A 17970-nucleotide genomic window follows, 5' to 3' on the forward strand; every position below is an offset into this window, starting at 1 on the left:
TGATTTGGGTTGCCGCACTTATTCTTGCAATCTTCCTTTTTCGGTTTTGCACTTAATTACACAATCTGCGCCCCAAAAAAAGCTAGGACGCACGCCCTAGCCTCTCGTTGTTTAGCCTGTAATGAAATTTCCCAGGAATACCCACAGGATGCAGAGTACCACTTGGACGCCCACCATGTAGAATAACCATTGGCTTGGTAGGCGCGGTATCTTCAGCTTGTAGACGAAGGCTACCGCTAGGAGCGCGTAGACCAACATCAGGAAGATTTGGAAGACAGTCAGCGGGAGCAGGAAGCCTACTAAGGACACGACCTGAATCGCGAAGACGCCTAGTTCTAGTGGCAACCCGACGCTGTGGCGCTTGTCCACTGGATCTTGGAATTCGGCCGCTTGGTTGAAGTAGGCCAGGCGAATTCCGACTGCCAAGATGTAAAGTGCGAAGACAATGAGGCTAAAGGCGCCCGCATTGGTTACCGCCATCAGATAGACGCCCGGGAGGACGCCATAAATGAGGAAACTACTCAAGGTCTTGAGCTCCTTGGCGAAGGCAGCCTCCGCCACCGAAGACTGGAATTGATTCATAAAGCCTCCGACGAACAAGTCGATGATGGAGGCAATAATCAAGGAAACAAGGGCATACTGTAGTTCACGATGAAAGGCGAACCCGATCCCTGTCGCTGCAAAAAACAAACCTGCTAATAACACCACATTAAAGCGGTGCAACTTCCCAATAAACATACCGACACCATCTTTCTTATCAATGTTTTTTAATAGATTACACTAAGCTTTTTCAAAGCCAATAATGAGACCGTGGTACTGGGCATAGAAGGTGCAGAGCCCATTAAAATCCACTACCTCAATTTGAGCCTGAGGGTAGTGTTCACGAAGTAAAGCGCTCACCGCTTCAACCACTTCTGGATTGTCGCTATGAGAAATCGCCACTTTACCACCTTGATAGCCATGCTTGAGCATTTCTTCTACGGTTGCTTTCACAGCCCGTTTGCTCCCCTTAGACTTGGTCCCAATCTCAATCTTACCTTCAGCTGTACGAACCCCAATCAAACGGATGCCCAAGAGGCCAATCATACCGCCGACAAGACGGTTGACACGACCGGCTTTGACCAAGTTATCTACTGACTCTAAGATGAAGACGACATCCGTCTTTTGATGATAATCCTTTAGGCTAGCTACCACTTGGTCAAAATCCAGGCCAGCTTGTACTAACTCCAAACCCTTAGCAATTAAGAGGTCATTCTCTGTCCCAGCAGACAAGCAGTCAAAGACATAGATATTGGCCAATGGATTTTCTTCCAAAGTCATATTGCGACCCAGTTGGGCACTATTATAAGAACCTGATAAGCCACTAGATAGTGTAAAACAGATAACATTTTCTGCTCCCTCGAAGGCATTGGCATAGGCTTGAGGGGATGGGCAGGCAGTCGAAGATGCTTCCTTGCTGTCATGCATATCCTTTACAAAAGTTGCCATATCTAAGTTGGCATCATCCACATAAACCTGAGTGCCAATATTAATCATTAAAGGTACTAATTCAAAAGCGACATCCGTCCCCGCAAAAAGGTCCGGCGAGATAGTCGCGCCTGAATCGGCTACTAACTTCCATTTCATAGGTAATTCCTCCCTCTGTCTTCTCCCTAAGTATATAAAAGCCCACGGCAACTTGCAAACAAAATCACGCGTGGGCCTCTCTTTTTATTTTAGGATCTTTAAGGGCTAGCACTTTCCAGCCTCTCTATAAGTAACTAAGCTTGATATCGTTTAACCAGGGCAGCAATCCCCATGCCCCCGCCAATACAAAGGGAAGCAAGGCCATATTGACTCTCAGAGCGAACTAACTCATGGCAGAGAGTCGCTAAGACTCGGACTCCGGAAGCCCCAATAGGATGGCCTAAGGCAATGGCGCCACCATGAACATTGGTGCGCTCAGCCAACCAATCAGTCGACACCCCGTGATGGGCGACTAAATCATGTGAGACAGCCAGCGCTTGAACCGCAAAAGCCTCATTGAGTTCAAAGCGGTCAACTGCTTCAAAAGGCACGCCAGTACGCTTTAAAACCTGCTCAATAGCTCCTACAGGCCCAATTCCCATAATGCTAGGGTCAACCCCTGCCTGACCAAAACCTAGGACCTCAGCTAGTGGCGTCAGCTGGTAGCGGTCTAGGATGTCTTGGCTCACTAGGCAGAGAAAGGCTGCGCCGTCGTTAATGCCTGACGCATTACCGGCTGTTACCGTCCCCTCCGCCTGGAAGGCAGGACGCAAACTAGCTAATTTCTCGGGACTAGTTTTATAGTTAATATACTCATCACGATCAATCACTTGACGATTGCCCTTGCGGTCGACTTCTGTCACAGCCACAATTTCCTGGTCAAATAGGCCTTCTTGTTGAGCAGCTTGAGCCTTGACTTGAGATTGATAGGCATAAGCATCTTGAGCTTGGCGACTAATGTCATATTGTTGAGCTAAATTCTCAGCCGTCACACCCATAGCATAGCCCCCAAAGGCATCAGACAAGCCATCCCGATAGAGGGTATCCACTAGTGGACTGCCACCATAAGCCATGCCCTTGCGCGATTTGCCATCTAAGACGAAGGCGGCCTGGCTCATACTTTCTACGCCCCCAACGATCAGGGCTTGGTTCTCGCCGGCTTTGATCTTGGTATAGCCTTCATAGACTGCCTTTAAGCCACTCCCACAGACCATATTGACGGTGTAGGCTGGAGTCGACATCGGTAGTCCTGCCTCTAGCGCAATTTGACGGGCCAGGTTTTGACCATGGCCAGCCGATAAGACATTTCCAAGGATAACTTCTTCAATAGCTTCCAATGGTACTTGGTCTGATTCTAGCACTGCCCGGAGCACTTGGCTGCCCAAGTCTAGCGGACTGAGATTGGATAAGGCGCCAAGATAGCGACCAATGGCCGAGCGCTTAACTTCTGTAATATATACGCGTGTCATAAGTAACTCCCTTTAGTTCAAAATTCAACCAAGGATTAAATCAATGGTCGCTTGCTGGCGCAAGACTGGCAATAAAATGACGAATGCAGGTGACATATGCTTGTATGAAGGCATCATCCTCCAAATACAATTCATGCTTACGCCCCGGCACACAGTAAGCTTGGGCTTGAACCAAGCTCGACGTCAAGCCATGAATGCCACTAGCTAAAACATGGTCATCGAGCTCCGCTCGCCAGACTAGGACTGGCAAAGTAAGCTGGACAAGGCCTTGGCCAGACAAAATATTGCGCGAGCTAGCTAGACTAGTTGCTAACCAAGACCAAGTAGCGCCCCAGCTAGGGATCGGATGGTTGGCTAGATGCCAATGATGGAAATAATGGCCACGTTCATATTGAGTGGTCCAGCGATTCTGGCGAGGATACTGGCTATGACGTTCAGGGTCAAAGGCGCCCTGACGTGGAGCATAAGCTTTGCCACCACCTAAAGAGCTGACTACTCGACTTAACAAATGCGCATAGGCAAAAGGAATCTTGCCTGTATCAATTGCCATCATGGGCGAGGAAAGGATGAGGCCCTGAGCCAAGCCGGGATAGAGTTGGCATAGGCGAGTCGCGACCGCTCCACCCATGGAGTGGCCGAATAGGACTAAGGGACCTTGGATTTTTCCTTGCTTGTCTAAATGGTCTAAGAGTCTAGCTAGGTCTTCAGCATATTGATCAAAACGCAGGCTATGGATGCTGGACTTGGGACCATAGGGGCCACTGGCGCCATGCCCTCTTAGGTCCACTGCAATAACCTGGCAGGCTTCTTGATGCCAGTAGTAGGTTAACTCCCGGAATTTTTCCTTAAACTCATTGAGGCCATGGATGATCAGGAGAGTAGCCTGGGCCTCAGCATGAGGATAGAAATCAAAGGCTAAGGTCTGGCCGTCTTCTAGGGTAATGTGCTCTGACTGACCATGTTGGGCCAGATAAGGCTGCACCCAGTCTGTCATTTCCTGGTCGAACCGGTCTTGCGATAACCAAGCATGCTGAGTGCTAGCTTGAGCCTGCCAGCGGGTGACGTCGAAGACTTGCTCGCGGTCATTACTTGGCTTGAGGCCATGTCGACGCTGGTAGACCTGGCCATAGGTCCAAGTCGCTAGCCCCAGGCCGACTAGACCAGGCAATAGATAAGCATAAGGTGAGGTCATGGTGGGGCTCCTTTAAGTTGAATTAAGGACTGGCCAGCGTATCGGAGGTGACAACTGCCACTAAACGCACGTAGGCCACATCGCCAACTAATTGGTCGCTAGGCTGGGCGTAGAGGGTCACATATTGACTAGCAATATAGGCGCTTGTATCCTGGCCTTCCATTTTGGCAAAGGCCTTATAAAGGTAGTCAGCCAGGATGTCAGGGTGCTGGCGCCAAGTATCTAGGTGGACATCATCTGCTGCAATGTAGAGCTCAAAGGTAGATTCCCCTAATCTGGAATTAGCATCCTCAATAGCTGGATGCGCCGTCCGGAAATCTTGCCCATCTAAGGTCCGGCTACTCAAGTAATAGTAATCAGATAATTGACGAACCCGAGTTTGACTCCCTGCAGCTAACTGATGGCCGACCTGAATCTCCGGCCAACCAACTTGGCTACGATGTTGGTTGACTTGATTGACAAAGGCCTGGTTTAGACTAGTCAAATCCAAACCCTGATTGAAGGTTTGGGCTGTGCGGGCTGCTTTTTGGTAAACAGGGCTAGTCGCAACATTAGCTGCTACTTGATGGGGTTCTTGGTTGGTCCCGGATTGAATGACATGGGACTGATTATCCTGAGGCTTATTTTGTGGAATATTCAATAATTTTTGGGCAATAGTCAGCATGGCTTGCGGGCGGCTGAGGCTATTATCCCGCCAGACAGCCTGAATCATATCTCGTCTGGCAAAGAGGGCCAGGCAGAGGACGACAATAATCGCCGCTAATTTCAAAGGGGTCGTAGATCGTTTTTTCATGGTCAGTCTCCTTCTTCTACCATCTTAGGCAATTCTGACAGAGATTTCAATCTTGATGACTGAGATTTACCCTTTCTTAAGATTTGAACAGGACATTTGTCCCAAGTCCTAAAAACGCGTATAATGTGTAGAGTAGACGGGGCTCCCTGCCCCCAGATTTAAGGAAGGAGGCCCCCCATGTCGGATGCCCAGTCCCAGAGTGCCCAAGAACGGGCCAAGGTTCAAGAACGGATTGAAGCCAAGCTCAAGCTCTTGCCAGATTTACCTGGCTGCTATCTCATGAAAGATGCAGCCGATCAGATTCTCTATGTCGGCAAGGCCAAGAACCTTAAAAACCGGGTGCGCTCCTATTTCCGTGGCGCCCACGATACCAAAACCACCAAATTAGTGTCCGAAATCGACCATTTCGAGACCATCATCACCAATAGTAATAAAGAAGCACTTTTGCTGGAAATCAATCTGATTCAACAGTATAAGCCTCCTTATAATATTCGACTCAAGGAAGGGACCATGTATCCCTACCTTAAAATCACCAAGGAACGCCATCCCCAACTCATCATCACATCCAATGTCACCAAGGACGGCGGTCTCTATTTTGGCCCCTTCCCTAATGTAGGAGCGGCCACCCAGACCCAGCAACTCTTGCATCGAGTCTATCCCCTACGTCGTTGTGGCAAAAATGAGAAGCGGGCTTGCTTCTATTATCATCTAGGCCAGTGCATTGGTCCTTGTGACCATGAAATCACCAAGGACATGTACCAGCAACAGATTCAGAAGATTAAGCAGTTCTTCAACGGCGATATCCAACCCATTATGACTCAGCTCAAGGACAAGATGCAGGCAGCTGCCGAGCGCCTGGACTTCGAGCAGGCCGCTGACTACCGGGACCAACTCCAATACATTGAGACCACTATCGAGCGGCAGATTATCATGAGCCAGGACTACGACAATACAGACGTCTTCGCCTATGATTTCCAACGGGGTTGGATTTCCATCCAGGTCTTCATGCTCAGACAAGGTAGCATTCTCAAACGTGAGGCTGCCATTTACCCTGCTTACACGGACCCAGACGAGGAGTTAACGACCTTTATCGCCCGCTTCTATCAGGAAGAAAACCACTTACTTCCTAAGGCTATCTTGGTCCCTGAGGATGTAGACAAGGACTTGTTATCGCAAGTGATTTCAGTCCCTATCAGCACGCCACAGCGAGGCAAGAAAAAGTCCATGTTGGACCTTTGCGCTAAGAACAGCCAGCTGGCTCTTAACGAGCGCCTCAACCTCTTGGACATCCAAGCACAGCAAACCCGTGGCGTCAGCGAAGACCTGGCGGCTGCCTTGGGCATCCCTCTGGCCTATCATATCGAAGCCTTCGACCACTCCAACATTTCGGGGACTGGCCTAGTATCCGGTATGGTAGTTTACAAAGAAGGCAAACCAGACCGCAAGAGTTACCGCAAGTTCAAAATCAAGGAATCCAACCAAACCAATGAATTTGCCCACACCCAAGAGGTCATTCGCCGTCGTTATTCGCGCTTACTGCGTGAGGAACAACCCCTGCCCAATCTGATTTTGATGGACGGGGGCAAGGTCCAGGTCCGGGCAGCCCGCCAGGTGATTGAAGAGGAACTAGGCCTCTCTATTCCTGTCGCCGGCATGGTCAAAGACGACAAACACCGGACCGCTTCCCTCATGAATGGTTATAGTGAGGAAGTGGTAGAGCTAGACCGCCAGTCGCCTGTCTTCCACTATATCCAACGAATCCAAGAAGAAGTTCACCGTTACGCCATTTCCTACCATCGTCAAGTACGGAGCAAGCAACAATTCGCTTCTAAGTTAGACGCCATTCCTGGCGTGGGTAAGGTAACCCGCACCAAATTGCTCAAGCACTTCAAGTCCCTCAAGGCTATGAAAGAAGCCTCTATTGAAGACTACGCCAAGCTCGGTGTTAGGGCTGAATTGGCTGAACGGATTATTGCCTATCTAAGTAAATAAAAGGACTGAGCCTAAGCTCAGTCCTTTTTGCATGTCATGATTTTAAGTGAGTAGCCATAAAGCCAGGACATAAAAACTCACCCAGGCTAAGTTAAGGGCAGCGCCATTAAAGATTGGCGTCCAGCGACGGATGACATAATGGCTAAGGCCCAGCCAGATTGGCGTAGTCACTAGTGGGGTGGCCAGTAGAAAGTAAGTCGGCCACTGGGTCTGACCGGTCACAATAGCCAGGCCATACAGAGCCCAACCCAAGTAGGTTATTACAAGAGCCGATAGCCAGGTCACATTGAGTAAGTGATTGGCCTGATTAAGCGCTTGTACCAAGAATTTATTGGCCTGGCCTGCTTCTTCGTAATCCTGACAATAAGCCTTGCCTAGAATGGCTATTACATAGAAGGCGCCATGAGCCAAAGGGGACAGGCTGAAGCCCATGAGGAGGCAGAGCAGTCCGGCCCAGGCCAAGCTACTTACTGGTTGGGCCATTTGCCAGAGACCATAGAGACTTAGAAGTGGTAGCCAAATAGAAAATTGAGCCAGCCAAACACCCCAGCGTAAACGACGGTCTGCCCCTGATCTCATATAAAGAGCCAGGCGTAAATTGGTCAAGCCCCTTGCTTGGTAGCGGGCCAAGCCTTCTTCCGTCACCGGCGAAAAACCTACTAGTAATATATCGCCCACCAACCAGGCCAGAGCCCCAAAAAGGCCTGCCAAAAATGAAGCTTGTACTAGGATCATCAAAATCCCTCCTCCACACTTGTTACCCTCAGTCTAGCACACCCTCTTCATTTTATATAACAAAAAGGCTGAGACCGAGGTCTCAGCCAAATTTATTACATCATACCTGGCATGCCGCCCATTCCGGCTGGCATATCAGGGCTTTCTTTTGGAATGTCTGCTACAACGGCTTCTGTCGTTAAGAGCAAGGCTGCTACAGAGGCTGCATTTTGAAGGGCAGAACGGGTTACCTTAGTTGGATCCACAATCCCTGCTTCAATCATGTTCTCAAAAACATCCGTTGCGGCGTTATAACCTACACCTTTTTCAGAGCGACGGAGGGTGTCAACAATGACAGAGCCTTCCTTACCAGCGTTAGCTGCAATCTGACGAACTGGTTCTTCCAAAGCACGAGCTACAATCTTAACCCCAGTTGCTTCGTCGCCTTCAGCTTCTACTGCTGCCACGATTTCTTGAACATTAACCAAGGCAGTACCCCCACCAGGCACGATCCCTTCTTCCACGGCCGCACGGGTCGCGTTTAGGGCGTCTTCGATGCGGAGTTTACGTTCTTTTTGCTCAGTTTCAGTGGCTGCCCCTACTTTAATAACGGCTACCCCACCTGACAATTTAGCTAAACGCTCTTGGAGTTTTTCCTTGTCGAAGCTTGAGGTGCTTTCTTCTGCTTGGGCGCGAATGACCGCAATACGGTCTGCGATGGCTTGCTTGTTGCCTGCCCCTTCTACGATAGTGGTAGAGTCCTTAGTTACCGTTACTTTACCGGCATGACCTAGATGTTCTACGGTCGCATCCTTCAGTTCAAAACCTAATTCTTCTGAAACAACGGTTGCCCCAGTCAAGACTGCGATGTCTTCCAACATGGCCTTACGACGGTCCCCAAAACCAGGCGCCTTAACGGCCACCACGTTCAAGGTCCCACGTAACTTGTTGAGGACTAAGGTTGGCAAAGCTTCGCCGTCTACATCTTCCGCAATAATAAGGAGCGGACGACCAGATTGCATAATGCCTTCCAAGAGTGGTAAAACATCTTGAATGTTGGTAATCTTGCGGTCGGTCACGAAGATAACAGGATTTTCCAATTCAGCAACCATCTTCTCATTATCGGTTACCATGTATTGAGAGAGATAACCCCGATCAAATTGCATCCCTTCGACCACTGATAATTCCGTCTCGATTGACTTAGATTCTTCAATGGTGATCACACCGTCGTTGCCGACACGTTCCATAGCGTCCGCAATCAAGTCACCAATAGCTGGGTCGCCAGAAGAGACTGCGGCTACTTGGGCAATGGCTTCTTTGGATAAAACGGGTTGAGATAAGGCTTGTAAAGCTTCAACTGCTGCCTTAGTGGCCTTGTCAATCCCACGGCGGATGCCAACTGGGTTAGCCCCAGCCGTCACGTTCTTCATCCCTTCATTAGCAATGGCTTGGGTCAAGACAGTTGCAGTCGTGGTTCCGTCACCCGCTACATCATTGGTCTTGCTAGCCACTTCCAGCACCAATTGCGCCCCCATGTTTTCGAAGCGGTCTTCTAATTCGATTTCACGTGCGATGGTTACCCCATCATTGGTAATCAAAGGGGAGCCAAAGGTCTTGTCTAAGACCACATTACGGCCCTTAGGCCCTAAGGTTGTTTTTACTGTGTTTGCTAAAATATCTACCCCGCGCAAGAGAGCTGCGCGAGCGTCTTCTGAGAATTTCAATTCTTTTGCCATTAAGAGTCACTCCTTTTCTATTCTATGTCTTGTGCTTAGCCTAAAACGGCCAAGACATGGTCTAATTCAATTACTAAATATTCTTGGCCGTCTTGCTTAACGGTCACGCCTGCATAAGATTCAAAGACAACGCGGTCGCCGACTGCTACTTCGCCAGCGCTTGCTACTTCCTTGCTGACTGCTAGGACCGTCCCGGTCTCTTGTTTTTCTTGGGCGGCACTAGATAAAATCAAGCCTCCTACGCTTTTTTCTTCTGCTGGGGCTACTTCAATTACCAGTCGTTTGCCTAATGGTTTTAACATGGGATTTCCTCCATTCATTCTGAAACTTAGCACTCAAACACTTCAAGTGCTAACCACTCTTTTATAATAGTCTAAAATAGTCAAAAAAGCAAGTGATAGGCACTTGCTTTTTGAAACTTATGATTTAATTTTTAGATAGCCATCTTCTGAGCGATAAGAAGCTAAGGCTTCCCAAACTGCCACTGGACAAGTCACAATGAAAAGGAAGATATAGCCAGTCTGTAACCACATTACGGCAACGTCACTGAGACCATGGACCAAGACGGTGACAATCATGGCGGTCACTAGCCCAATCTCAGCTTGAACTTCTGGTTTGAACCAGAGAGCCACCCGCTCACGGAAGTAGCCAACCGTCCCAATCAAGTAGATTGCCGTCCCATAGAGACCATAAGAAGAGAGGAACTCTAGGAAAATCTGATGGGCGTGAGGTTGTCCCTTACCACCATAGAGATAGAAGAAACTGAAGTAGGACATAGGTCCCCGCCCTGTTAAAGGATAATCGGTGAAGATGCCCCAAGCCGCCCGCCAAATCATTTCCCGCTCTTCTAAGCTATGAGAGAAGGAAGCCGAGGTAAAGCGCGCCAAAAGTTCCGGGAAGAAGAAGACCAGACAGGCCCCTGCTAACCCAATCCCTCCTAGCCACAAGACCAATCGGCGATTAATGAAGAAAACAAAGGTGATGGTTCCCACTACCAGGGCCGGCAAGGCCATGCGGGAGGCTGTCAGCAAGATGCCGACCACATTCAAGACCATGCTGAGACCATACCAGACCTTGGCCTTCTTAGTGCCTGCCTTGACAAAGAGGTAGGCCCCCACCAAGAGGGCAAAAATACAGAAGAGCCCATAATAGTTGGCATTAAAGAGCGTGGACATAGCCCGATGCTTAGGATTAGGATCCCGCACAATATAATCTAGCGGGAAACCATGACTGGCAATAAAGACTAGGTAGTGATAAATAGCATAGAGACTAGTGCCAATGCTTCCTAGGCCAATAATATTGAGCATTTTAATCAGCAGGTCCGGCGTTACAAAATTGCGATAAATCCGGAAGAAGGTCCAAACTAGGATAAAGCCAATGGCTGCCCAGATGCCGTACTGGTTGCGGTTGGCAAAGGCAATAACAAAGCTAAAGATGGCCCCGGCTCCAAACCAACCCGTTCCTAGGGCAATCTTACCTAGACGCCGACGGTACTTCCAGAAAATCAAACTCACGGCCAAAACAGCCGCTGGCACACTAATATAAAACGGAAAAAGAATTAAGATACTTACATAAGTCATAATGAGTGCAGGCTGCGACATTAGATCGCGGAACGTTGGCCGTGACGCCTGCTTGCTTTCAGTAGTTTCCATATAAGCTACTCCTCGTTGATCAGGGTCAATTATTACCTTCTTATTTTACCCTATTTGGCCGAAAATTTCCAATCATGCCATAAGCAAAATCTGTCTTTAGCATGGTCTCTTCTAGTTGTATCTGCCACCCTATCTATCAATCTATCTATTGATAGATAGGGTATGAGCCAGCAAATTTACGTGCTCTATCAGACACAAGTTGTGCTTGGCTTGCCTATGACAAAAGCCAAAAGGCTAGATTCTGCCTGGTCCCCTAGGACGGCAGGCAGGATCTAGCCCTTTTTTATTCAATCCTATTAGTTAAGACGGCTCTTGTTAGCAACGTCCTCGCTTAAGAGGCGGACAAAGTCGTCATAGCTGTAGCTTTCTGACTTGGCAGAACCGTATTGGCGAACGTTCACTGTGCCTTCAGACACTTCTTGGTCCCCAATAACAATTTGGTAAGGAATCTTAGCGGTTTGAGCGGAACGAATCTTATAACCCAACTTCTCATTACGCAAGTCCATATCCACACGGAAACCTTTGGCCTTCAAGTCTTCATAGATTTCTTGAACGCGGTCACTGTGAGCCTCTAGGCTAACTGGCAAGAGGGCCACTTGAACAGGTGCCAACCAAGTTGGGAAGGCTCCCTTGTACTCTTCAATTAAGTAAGCCACAAAACGTTCCATGGTAGACACAACCCCACGGTGGATGACCACTGGGCGGTGGTTATCTTGACCATCTTCCCCAACATAAGTCAGGTCGAAGCGTTCTGGCAAGAGGAAGTCTAACTGAATGGTAGACATGGTTTCTTCCAAGCCAATGGCAGTCTTGAACTGAATGTCCAATTTAGGACCGTAGAAAGCAGCTTCCCCGATGGCTTCGAAGTAATCTAAGCCCAACTCATCCATGGCTTCCTTAAGCATGGCTTGTGCCTTTTCCCACATCGCATCGTCGTCAAAGTATTTCTCTTTGTTTTCTGGGTCACGGTAGCTGAGACGGAAGCGGTAGTCAGTGATGCCAAAGTCATGGTAAACGGCCTTAATCAAGTCCAGTACGCGGATGAATTCTTCCTTGATTTGGTCAGGACGTACGAAGATATGGGCGTCGTTCAGGGTCATTTCACGAACCCGTTGCAAACCAGATAGGGCCCCGGACTTTTCATAGCGGTGCATCATACCCAATTCCGCAATCCGGATTGGTAATTCGCGGTAAGAGTGGATGTCATTCTTATAAATCATCATGTGGTGTGGGCAGTTCATTGGCCGCAAGACTAGCATTTCGCCGTCGCCCATGTCCATTGGTGGGAACATGTCGTCCTTGTAGTGAGCCCAGTGGCCAGATGTTTGATAGAGGTCTACCTTGGCCATGATTGGGGTATAAACATGGTCATAGCCCAGGCTGATTTCCTTGTCCATGATATAACGTTCGATCACACGACGGATGGTTGCCCCTTTTGGTAACCAGAATGGTAAACCAGAGCCTACTTCCTTAGATACCATGAAGATACCCAGTTCTTTCCCTAATTTACGGTGGTCGCGTTCCTTCGCTTCTTGGCGTAGACGCAAGAATTCATCTAGGTCAGCTTGCTTGAAGAAGGCCGTCCCGTAAACCCGTTGCATCATCTTGTTGTCAGAGTTACCACGCCAGTATGCCCCAGCCAAGCTAAGCAGCTTGAAGACCTTAATCTTGCCTGTTGATGGCACATGAATCCCACGGCAGAGGTCAGTAAAGTCTTCTTGTTGGTAGACGCTAATAACTTCATCTTCTGGCAGGTCGGTAATCAATTCAACCTTGTAAGGGTCGTGCTTGAAGAGTTCCAAGGCTTCAGCGCGAGATACTTCCCGTCTTACAATTGGGTAGTTCTGGCTGATGATTTTCTTCATTTCCTTCTCAACTGCAGGTAGGTCGTCTTCAGTTAATTGAACTTCCTTGTCAGTATCGTAATAGAAACCTGATTCAATAGCAGGCCCCACCCCAAAATGAATACCAGGATAGAGGCGAGTTAAGGCATGAGCCATCAAGTGCGCGGTTGAGTGGCGCATGATTTCTAAGGCTTCAGGGCTCTTGTCAGTGATGATTTCAATGGTCCCGTCAGCTTCCAAAGGCCGGTCGTGGTCAACTAATTGACCTTGGAATTTACCGGCTAGGGTTGCTTTGGCTAAAGAAGAGCCGATGCTAGCGGCAACTTGATCGACAGTGACGCCCTTGTCATAGTGACGGACACTGCCGTCTGGGAAAGTTAAGGCGATTTGAGACATAGTAGTTCCTCCTCATTGGATAATAGTGCTTGGTCGACAGTCTTAATCATTGGAAATAAAAAATCCCATTGACTCTGGTATTGCGACACAGAGTCAATGGGACGTTGATAAACGTGGTTCCACCCAAATTTGCTTCTGCCACTGGCAAAAGCCTCTTGGTGCTAGTAACGGGAGCGACCGTCTTGACTTAACAGGCGAGTGATTGCCCTTAGGTCAAGAATCAGTGAAGAGGTAAGCAACTATAGCGCCAGGATGTTGCACCAACCCATCCCTCTCTTGTCAACGCGACTAGCCACTCATGGCTTCACTCTCGATTAAGATTCTAGATATGTTATACCACTTTTGCTTGAAGAATTCAAGCCCTAATCCTGGCCAGCCCGCCAATCTTGGGCATAGGTCTGGTAGAAGGCTAACTTAAGAGCGATAAAGCGACTCAGGTCATTCAAGAGTTGGAAGAGTCGGGCCCGATTTTCGAACTCCTGCCGGCTGACTGGCAAGGGTCGCTCCCGATAATAAGCTAGCAAGGCCTGGATATCGGCCATAAGATAGGTGCCTGGATTGGCCGTTTCTAGCTGACTAGCCGTCAGATAGAAAATGCCGGCTAAGACCTTGCTTTCTTCGCTCTCTAAGAAGCAGTCAGGCAAGGTGGTCATCATCTGCTCCAAAAGCTGGGCCTGTGCCTGACGCATTTCGACATAGTGGACATCATAATTGGTCTGTCTGAAGAGTCGGTTATCTCGCTCAGCTAAGACCGTGGTCAGGGCTGCTTCTAGTTCCTGATTAAGGGTCGCTATGGCAGCTAAGTCCGCGCCCCGTCTGGCTTGGGGCTGGCGTAAGGAATCATGAATAGTCAAAAGCAGTTGGCGTAGCTGGTCTTCGATACGCGCTCTGTGGGCCAGAATCAGGTCTTCTTTGGACGGCATATAGCTATTAAAGGCTAGGGCCAGCCCTGCCCCAATGGCAAAAAGACCGACTTGATTGAGCCAATAAGAGACTGCTAGCGACTGCCAACCTAAGAGTTGGGTCACTAGGACCGTGCTAGCCACTAGCCCCGACATGAGCTGAAGCCGATAGCTGAGGGGTACATAGATGACAAGGAAGAGGGCTAGACTAAGCATATTAAAGTCCAGACTAGCAAAGAGCAGCCAAGCCAGGGCCAAGGCCAACACCATGGACACTAGACGCTCTTGGGCCAACTTAAGTGTGGTCCGGCGCGTATCCGACAAGCTCAAAAGGGCAATGACCCCTGCTGTCATCGGATTCAAGAGCCCTAGCGCCTGAGCCGTCAGCGCCGCCGCTAAGACAGCCAGGGTATATTTAGCAGTTCGTAATGGCAGGGACATAGCGCCCCCTCCCTTCTCTTATCATTTTCCTCTATTGTTATACCATCTGGGCTGAAAAATAACAATCCCCGCTAGTAATTTTAGCTATCTTCACAAAATCTTCGCAATTATTAGCTATACTATGAAAGTACACCCCGAAAAGGAGCCATATCCATGCCTAACCCCAAGCTTACCAAGGGATTTCGCCTAGCAGCCACTGTGCTGATTGACAATTACTGGATTGCCCGGCAAGAAGTCGAGCGCTACTTGGCCCGTCGTCAGTACTGGTCCCAAAGGCTTATGACCTACATGAGCCAGGCCGGTTGGCAAGCCCAACTTGACTTTGAAGGGAGCCAAGACGGTTTAGCCGTGCTAGGTTTGGATGCGCAAGGCCAAATCCAGGCCCTCATTCACCTGGACCCAGCCAATCTAGCCGCCCTAGACGCTGGCGCTAGCCCAGAAGCACTCTTCTAATTGCCTATCCAATAGGAACTATGGGCTAAATTTATTGGCATATGCTTCTTTTTTCTGATACAATGACCATATACGTCCAAATAACAGGAGGATTAGACTCGATGACCAAGTTACATACTAAGCTCGTTTTAGTCACCCTAGCGAGCACTACCCTACTAGGTTTAGCTAGCCCTATTATGGCCCAAGAGCTAAAGAAAACCCCAGATTTAACTAAGGACTTTAGCCAGACTCAGGCCAGCCAAGTATCTAGCTTCACCATGCCTAGTGGCTACCCTGAAGAATTGAACAGCTTAACAGAAGACACTCGTTCTTATGTCGTGATTGACCAAGATACCCACAAAGTCTTGATGGAACGTGAAGGGAATAAGCCTTATCCAATTGCTTCTATGTCCAAAATTATGTCAGTTTACTTGACCTACAAAGCCATCGAGGAAGGCAAAATTAAACTAGACGATAAGATTAAGACACCTGAATCTATTGTCCGTGATTTTACCGATAATGCGGAATTATCTAATGCCGGCCTAGTAGCGGGTGCAGAATACACCGTCCAGGACCTCTTGTACGGGATTATGTTAGCATCTGGTAACGATGCGACCACCCTTTTGATGTCGCATATCTACGGTTCTGAACAAGAAGCAGTCGCTGCCATTCGTCGCCAGTTAGATGAATGGGGAATCGAGAACTATGAGTTCTACACCACTTCTGGGGCGCCTAACAAGTACCTACCAGAAAGCTACTGGATTGAAGGGTCAACCAAGGACAGCCAAAACAAGATGTCCGCGGCGGATGTTGCGCTTATGGCTCAATACATCACCGAGAAGTATCCACAAATCTTGGAACTATCTTCTGCCCGTGAATACACCATGGCCAAAGACAGTGACCATCCAATTAAAATGGCTAATAACAACCTACTCCTTGAAGGAGCTCAATACGGCCGTCCAGGCGTGACGGGTCTAAAATCAGGTTATACCGATGAAGCCGGCAAATGCTTCGTCACCACCACTACTGAAAATGGCCGTAAGATTATTGCCGTTGTCATGGGGGTTCAAGAACCTTACTCTTCTTACGAAGAAACCAAGATTCTCTTGGACGGCTTGGACAAGCACCCTGAACTCTACCAATTAGAAGGCTTGGCTACCAATCTCCTGCCTACTCAAGCAGAGAAGGAAGCTCAAGCAGCCAAAGCCGCTTCAGAAGAAGCTGCAAGCAAGGCTCAAGCAGCAGGCAGCAAGGAAGAAGACGTTGAGAGTCTCCCTAACCGCCGTAATAACCCATTTACTAACTTTATGCGTAGTATCTTTGGGATCTTTAACTAAGACTTATACCGGCTGAGGCTCGTCCTCAGCCGGTTTTTCTAGCTAAGAAAACTTCCCATTATATCATATATGATATAATGGGAAGTTATTTTTACCTCAAGACCTAAAAAAACGAGACCCTAGGGTCTCGTTTTTTGCTATTAGTTAAAGACGATAACAGGTGTACCGTACTCTACGTTCTCGTAGATGGTTGCTGCTGCGTCCAGTGGTGAGTTAACACAGCCCAATGAACCACTATGGGTCCAGACTTCGCCACCAAATTGGCTTTGCCATGGGGCGTCATGAATCCCTTGGGCCTTATCGTCGAAACGCATCCAGTAGTTAACCGGTACAGAGTAGTCTACTCGATAGAACTGGTTGTAACCCTTGAGTCGGGTCCCAGCCAATTTTTCAATGATAGCCCCTGCCCCAGGAACCGTTTCGGCTGCTGGTTGACCTGTGACAACAGGTGCCTCCAAAATTTTCTTGTGGTCTTTATAGAGGAACATGGTTTGGTTGGCGATATCGACTTCCACGTAGGTTGGGCCGATATCATCCTTGGCGTTAGGGACGCCACCAGTCGAGTTAACGGCAGGTTCACGCTTAACTGGTTGATGTGCTAGCAGCTCTTGCTCAATCTTGTCGACTTCCTGGTCCACTTCAATGCCCCAGCCCATAATACCAGGTGGCACCTCTACTGTACCGCGTAAGGTTGATTTGAACTCACGCGTCTTATTATAGGTAGAGTATTTTTCATTCAATTCTTGAACGTAAGCCTTAATGGCTTCGCGGTCGAAGCTGACTTGGTTGTTCTCGTCAAAGTGCATCCAAGATTCAATAGTCTTGGTCGGAATTTGAACATCATCGCCAGCAATCTGAAGGACGATTGGGTTTTCACTATACTGCTTGATTAAGCCAATCGCTGACTTCATAGTGTCGCTATCTGCTTGGATAGTTGCCTTAGCATAGGCTTGGCTGACATCCACACTCGACTTTTCTTGTGTCGCAGCGACCAACATATCTTGGGCCAGGCTATCGGTATCAACCTGAGTCCCTGTCGCATCTGACTTGACTTGATAGCCATCTGCTTCTGTATATTCAATACTAGCATCTGTCGCCGCCTGACGTTGGCTGTTATCAATGCCTTTGGCTGCTAGAACTTGAGCTGCCTTGGTTTTATCTACATGGACCATGTTGGAGTCCACCTTAACATCTTGGTGGCTACCAAAACTCAAGGGCCACATAACTGGATCTTGCTGATTGAAGAGTTGACCCACAGCCTTATCCAAGTCATAACTTGGTGATAATTCAGCCAAGGTTACTTGAGCCGTGGTCTTCCCATTCTCTTGCAGATTAATTTGGCGCTTGCCAAGTTCTTCAGCAATCTTCTCTTGGGCTTGGGCTTGAGTTAAGCCCATGAGCGGAATATCTCCAAAGTAGCTACCGAAGGTAAAGCGATCTAGGAAGAAAATCAAGCCCCCGATGTAGGCTACTGCTAATAAACCCAGAAGAATCATGCTGTATTTCAAAAAGCGTTTCATTGGCAAATCCCCTATCTAAAATTATCGTTACTCTCTATTATACG

Annotated in this window: 15 protein-coding genes; 3 read left to right on the plus strand and 12 right to left on the minus strand. The window is 48.5% G+C overall.

The features are described from left to right. Positions 1-111: 111 nt before the first annotated feature. From Q0339_RS05360 to Q0339_RS05380, 5 genes are all read right to left on the minus strand, one after another. The gene (locus tag Q0339_RS05360; protein WP_298077787.1) at positions 112-738 is read right to left on the minus strand and encodes a hypothetical protein; all 627 of its coding nucleotides are present in this window, start codon (positions 736-738) and stop codon (positions 112-114) included. A 42-nt stretch (positions 739-780) separates the two neighbouring features. Further along, positions 781-1626, minus strand: coding sequence for a DegV family protein (locus Q0339_RS05365; RefSeq protein WP_298077788.1), 846 nt, complete (start codon positions 1624-1626; stop codon positions 781-783). 134 nt (positions 1627-1760) lie between these two features. After that, positions 1761-2975, minus strand: a complete 1215-nt coding sequence (locus tag Q0339_RS05370) for an acetyl-CoA C-acetyltransferase (protein ID WP_298077789.1) — start codon at positions 2973-2975, stop codon at positions 1761-1763. 40 nt (positions 2976-3015) lie between these two features. After that, a complete protein-coding gene (locus Q0339_RS05375) occupies positions 3016-4167 on the minus strand; it encodes an alpha/beta fold hydrolase (RefSeq protein ID WP_298077790.1) in 1152 nt (383 codons plus the stop codon). 22 nt (positions 4168-4189) lie between these two features. Then, positions 4190-4960 carry a hypothetical protein gene (locus tag Q0339_RS05380; protein ID WP_298077791.1) on the minus strand — a complete coding sequence of 257 codons (771 nt, stop codon included), beginning with the start codon at positions 4958-4960 and terminating at the stop codon, positions 4190-4192. Between the two features lie 177 nt (positions 4961-5137). On the opposite strand from Q0339_RS05380, the gene uvrC reads away from it, so the two are divergent. After that, on the plus strand, positions 5138-6952 hold the full coding sequence (gene uvrC / locus Q0339_RS05385) for an excinuclease ABC subunit UvrC (protein ID WP_298077792.1): 1815 nt from the start codon (positions 5138-5140) through the stop codon (positions 6950-6952). Between the two features lie 42 nt (positions 6953-6994). Here the strand turns inward: uvrC and Q0339_RS05390 are convergent, their stop codons facing one another. From Q0339_RS05390 to Q0339_RS05415, 6 genes are all read right to left on the minus strand, one after another. Further along, a complete protein-coding gene (locus Q0339_RS05390; protein ID WP_298077793.1) occupies positions 6995-7687 on the minus strand; it encodes a DUF6796 family protein in 693 nt (230 codons plus the stop codon). Positions 7688-7782: 95 nt separating this feature from the next. Then, positions 7783-9402, minus strand: a complete 1620-nt coding sequence (groL, locus tag Q0339_RS05395; RefSeq protein ID WP_070756504.1) for a chaperonin GroEL — start codon at positions 9400-9402, stop codon at positions 7783-7785. A 35-nt stretch (positions 9403-9437) separates the two neighbouring features. Further along, a complete protein-coding gene (locus Q0339_RS05400; protein ID WP_268442103.1) occupies positions 9438-9704 on the minus strand; it encodes a co-chaperone GroES in 267 nt (88 codons plus the stop codon). Positions 9705-9821: 117 nt separating this feature from the next. Continuing rightward, positions 9822-11054, minus strand: coding sequence for an O-antigen ligase family protein (locus tag Q0339_RS05405; RefSeq protein WP_298077796.1), 1233 nt, complete (start codon positions 11052-11054; stop codon positions 9822-9824). A 296-nt stretch (positions 11055-11350) separates the two neighbouring features. After that, a complete protein-coding gene (gene thrS / locus Q0339_RS05410; RefSeq protein ID WP_298077798.1) occupies positions 11351-13294 on the minus strand; it encodes a threonine--tRNA ligase in 1944 nt (647 codons plus the stop codon). Between the two features lie 362 nt (positions 13295-13656). Further along, on the minus strand, positions 13657-14637 hold the full coding sequence (locus Q0339_RS05415) for an aromatic acid exporter family protein (RefSeq protein ID WP_298077799.1): 981 nt from the start codon (positions 14635-14637) through the stop codon (positions 13657-13659). Between the two features lie 153 nt (positions 14638-14790). On the opposite strand from Q0339_RS05415, the gene Q0339_RS05420 reads away from it, so the two are divergent. Beyond that, entirely contained in the window at positions 14791-15090 is a 300-nt protein-coding gene (locus tag Q0339_RS05420; protein ID WP_298077801.1) for a hypothetical protein, read from the plus strand. A 101-nt stretch (positions 15091-15191) separates the two neighbouring features. Beyond that, on the plus strand, positions 15192-16406 hold the full coding sequence (locus Q0339_RS05425; RefSeq protein WP_298077802.1) for a serine hydrolase: 1215 nt from the start codon (positions 15192-15194) through the stop codon (positions 16404-16406). Between the two features lie 140 nt (positions 16407-16546). Here the strand turns inward: Q0339_RS05425 and Q0339_RS05430 are convergent, their stop codons facing one another. Beyond that, entirely contained in the window at positions 16547-17926 is a 1380-nt protein-coding gene (locus Q0339_RS05430; RefSeq protein ID WP_298077803.1) for a L,D-transpeptidase/peptidoglycan binding protein, read from the minus strand. Between the last annotated feature and the right edge of the window lie 44 nt (positions 17927-17970).

It is taken from the genome of uncultured Abiotrophia sp. (assembly GCF_938010525.1).
Classification (GTDB): domain Bacteria; phylum Bacillota; class Bacilli; order Lactobacillales; family Aerococcaceae; genus Abiotrophia.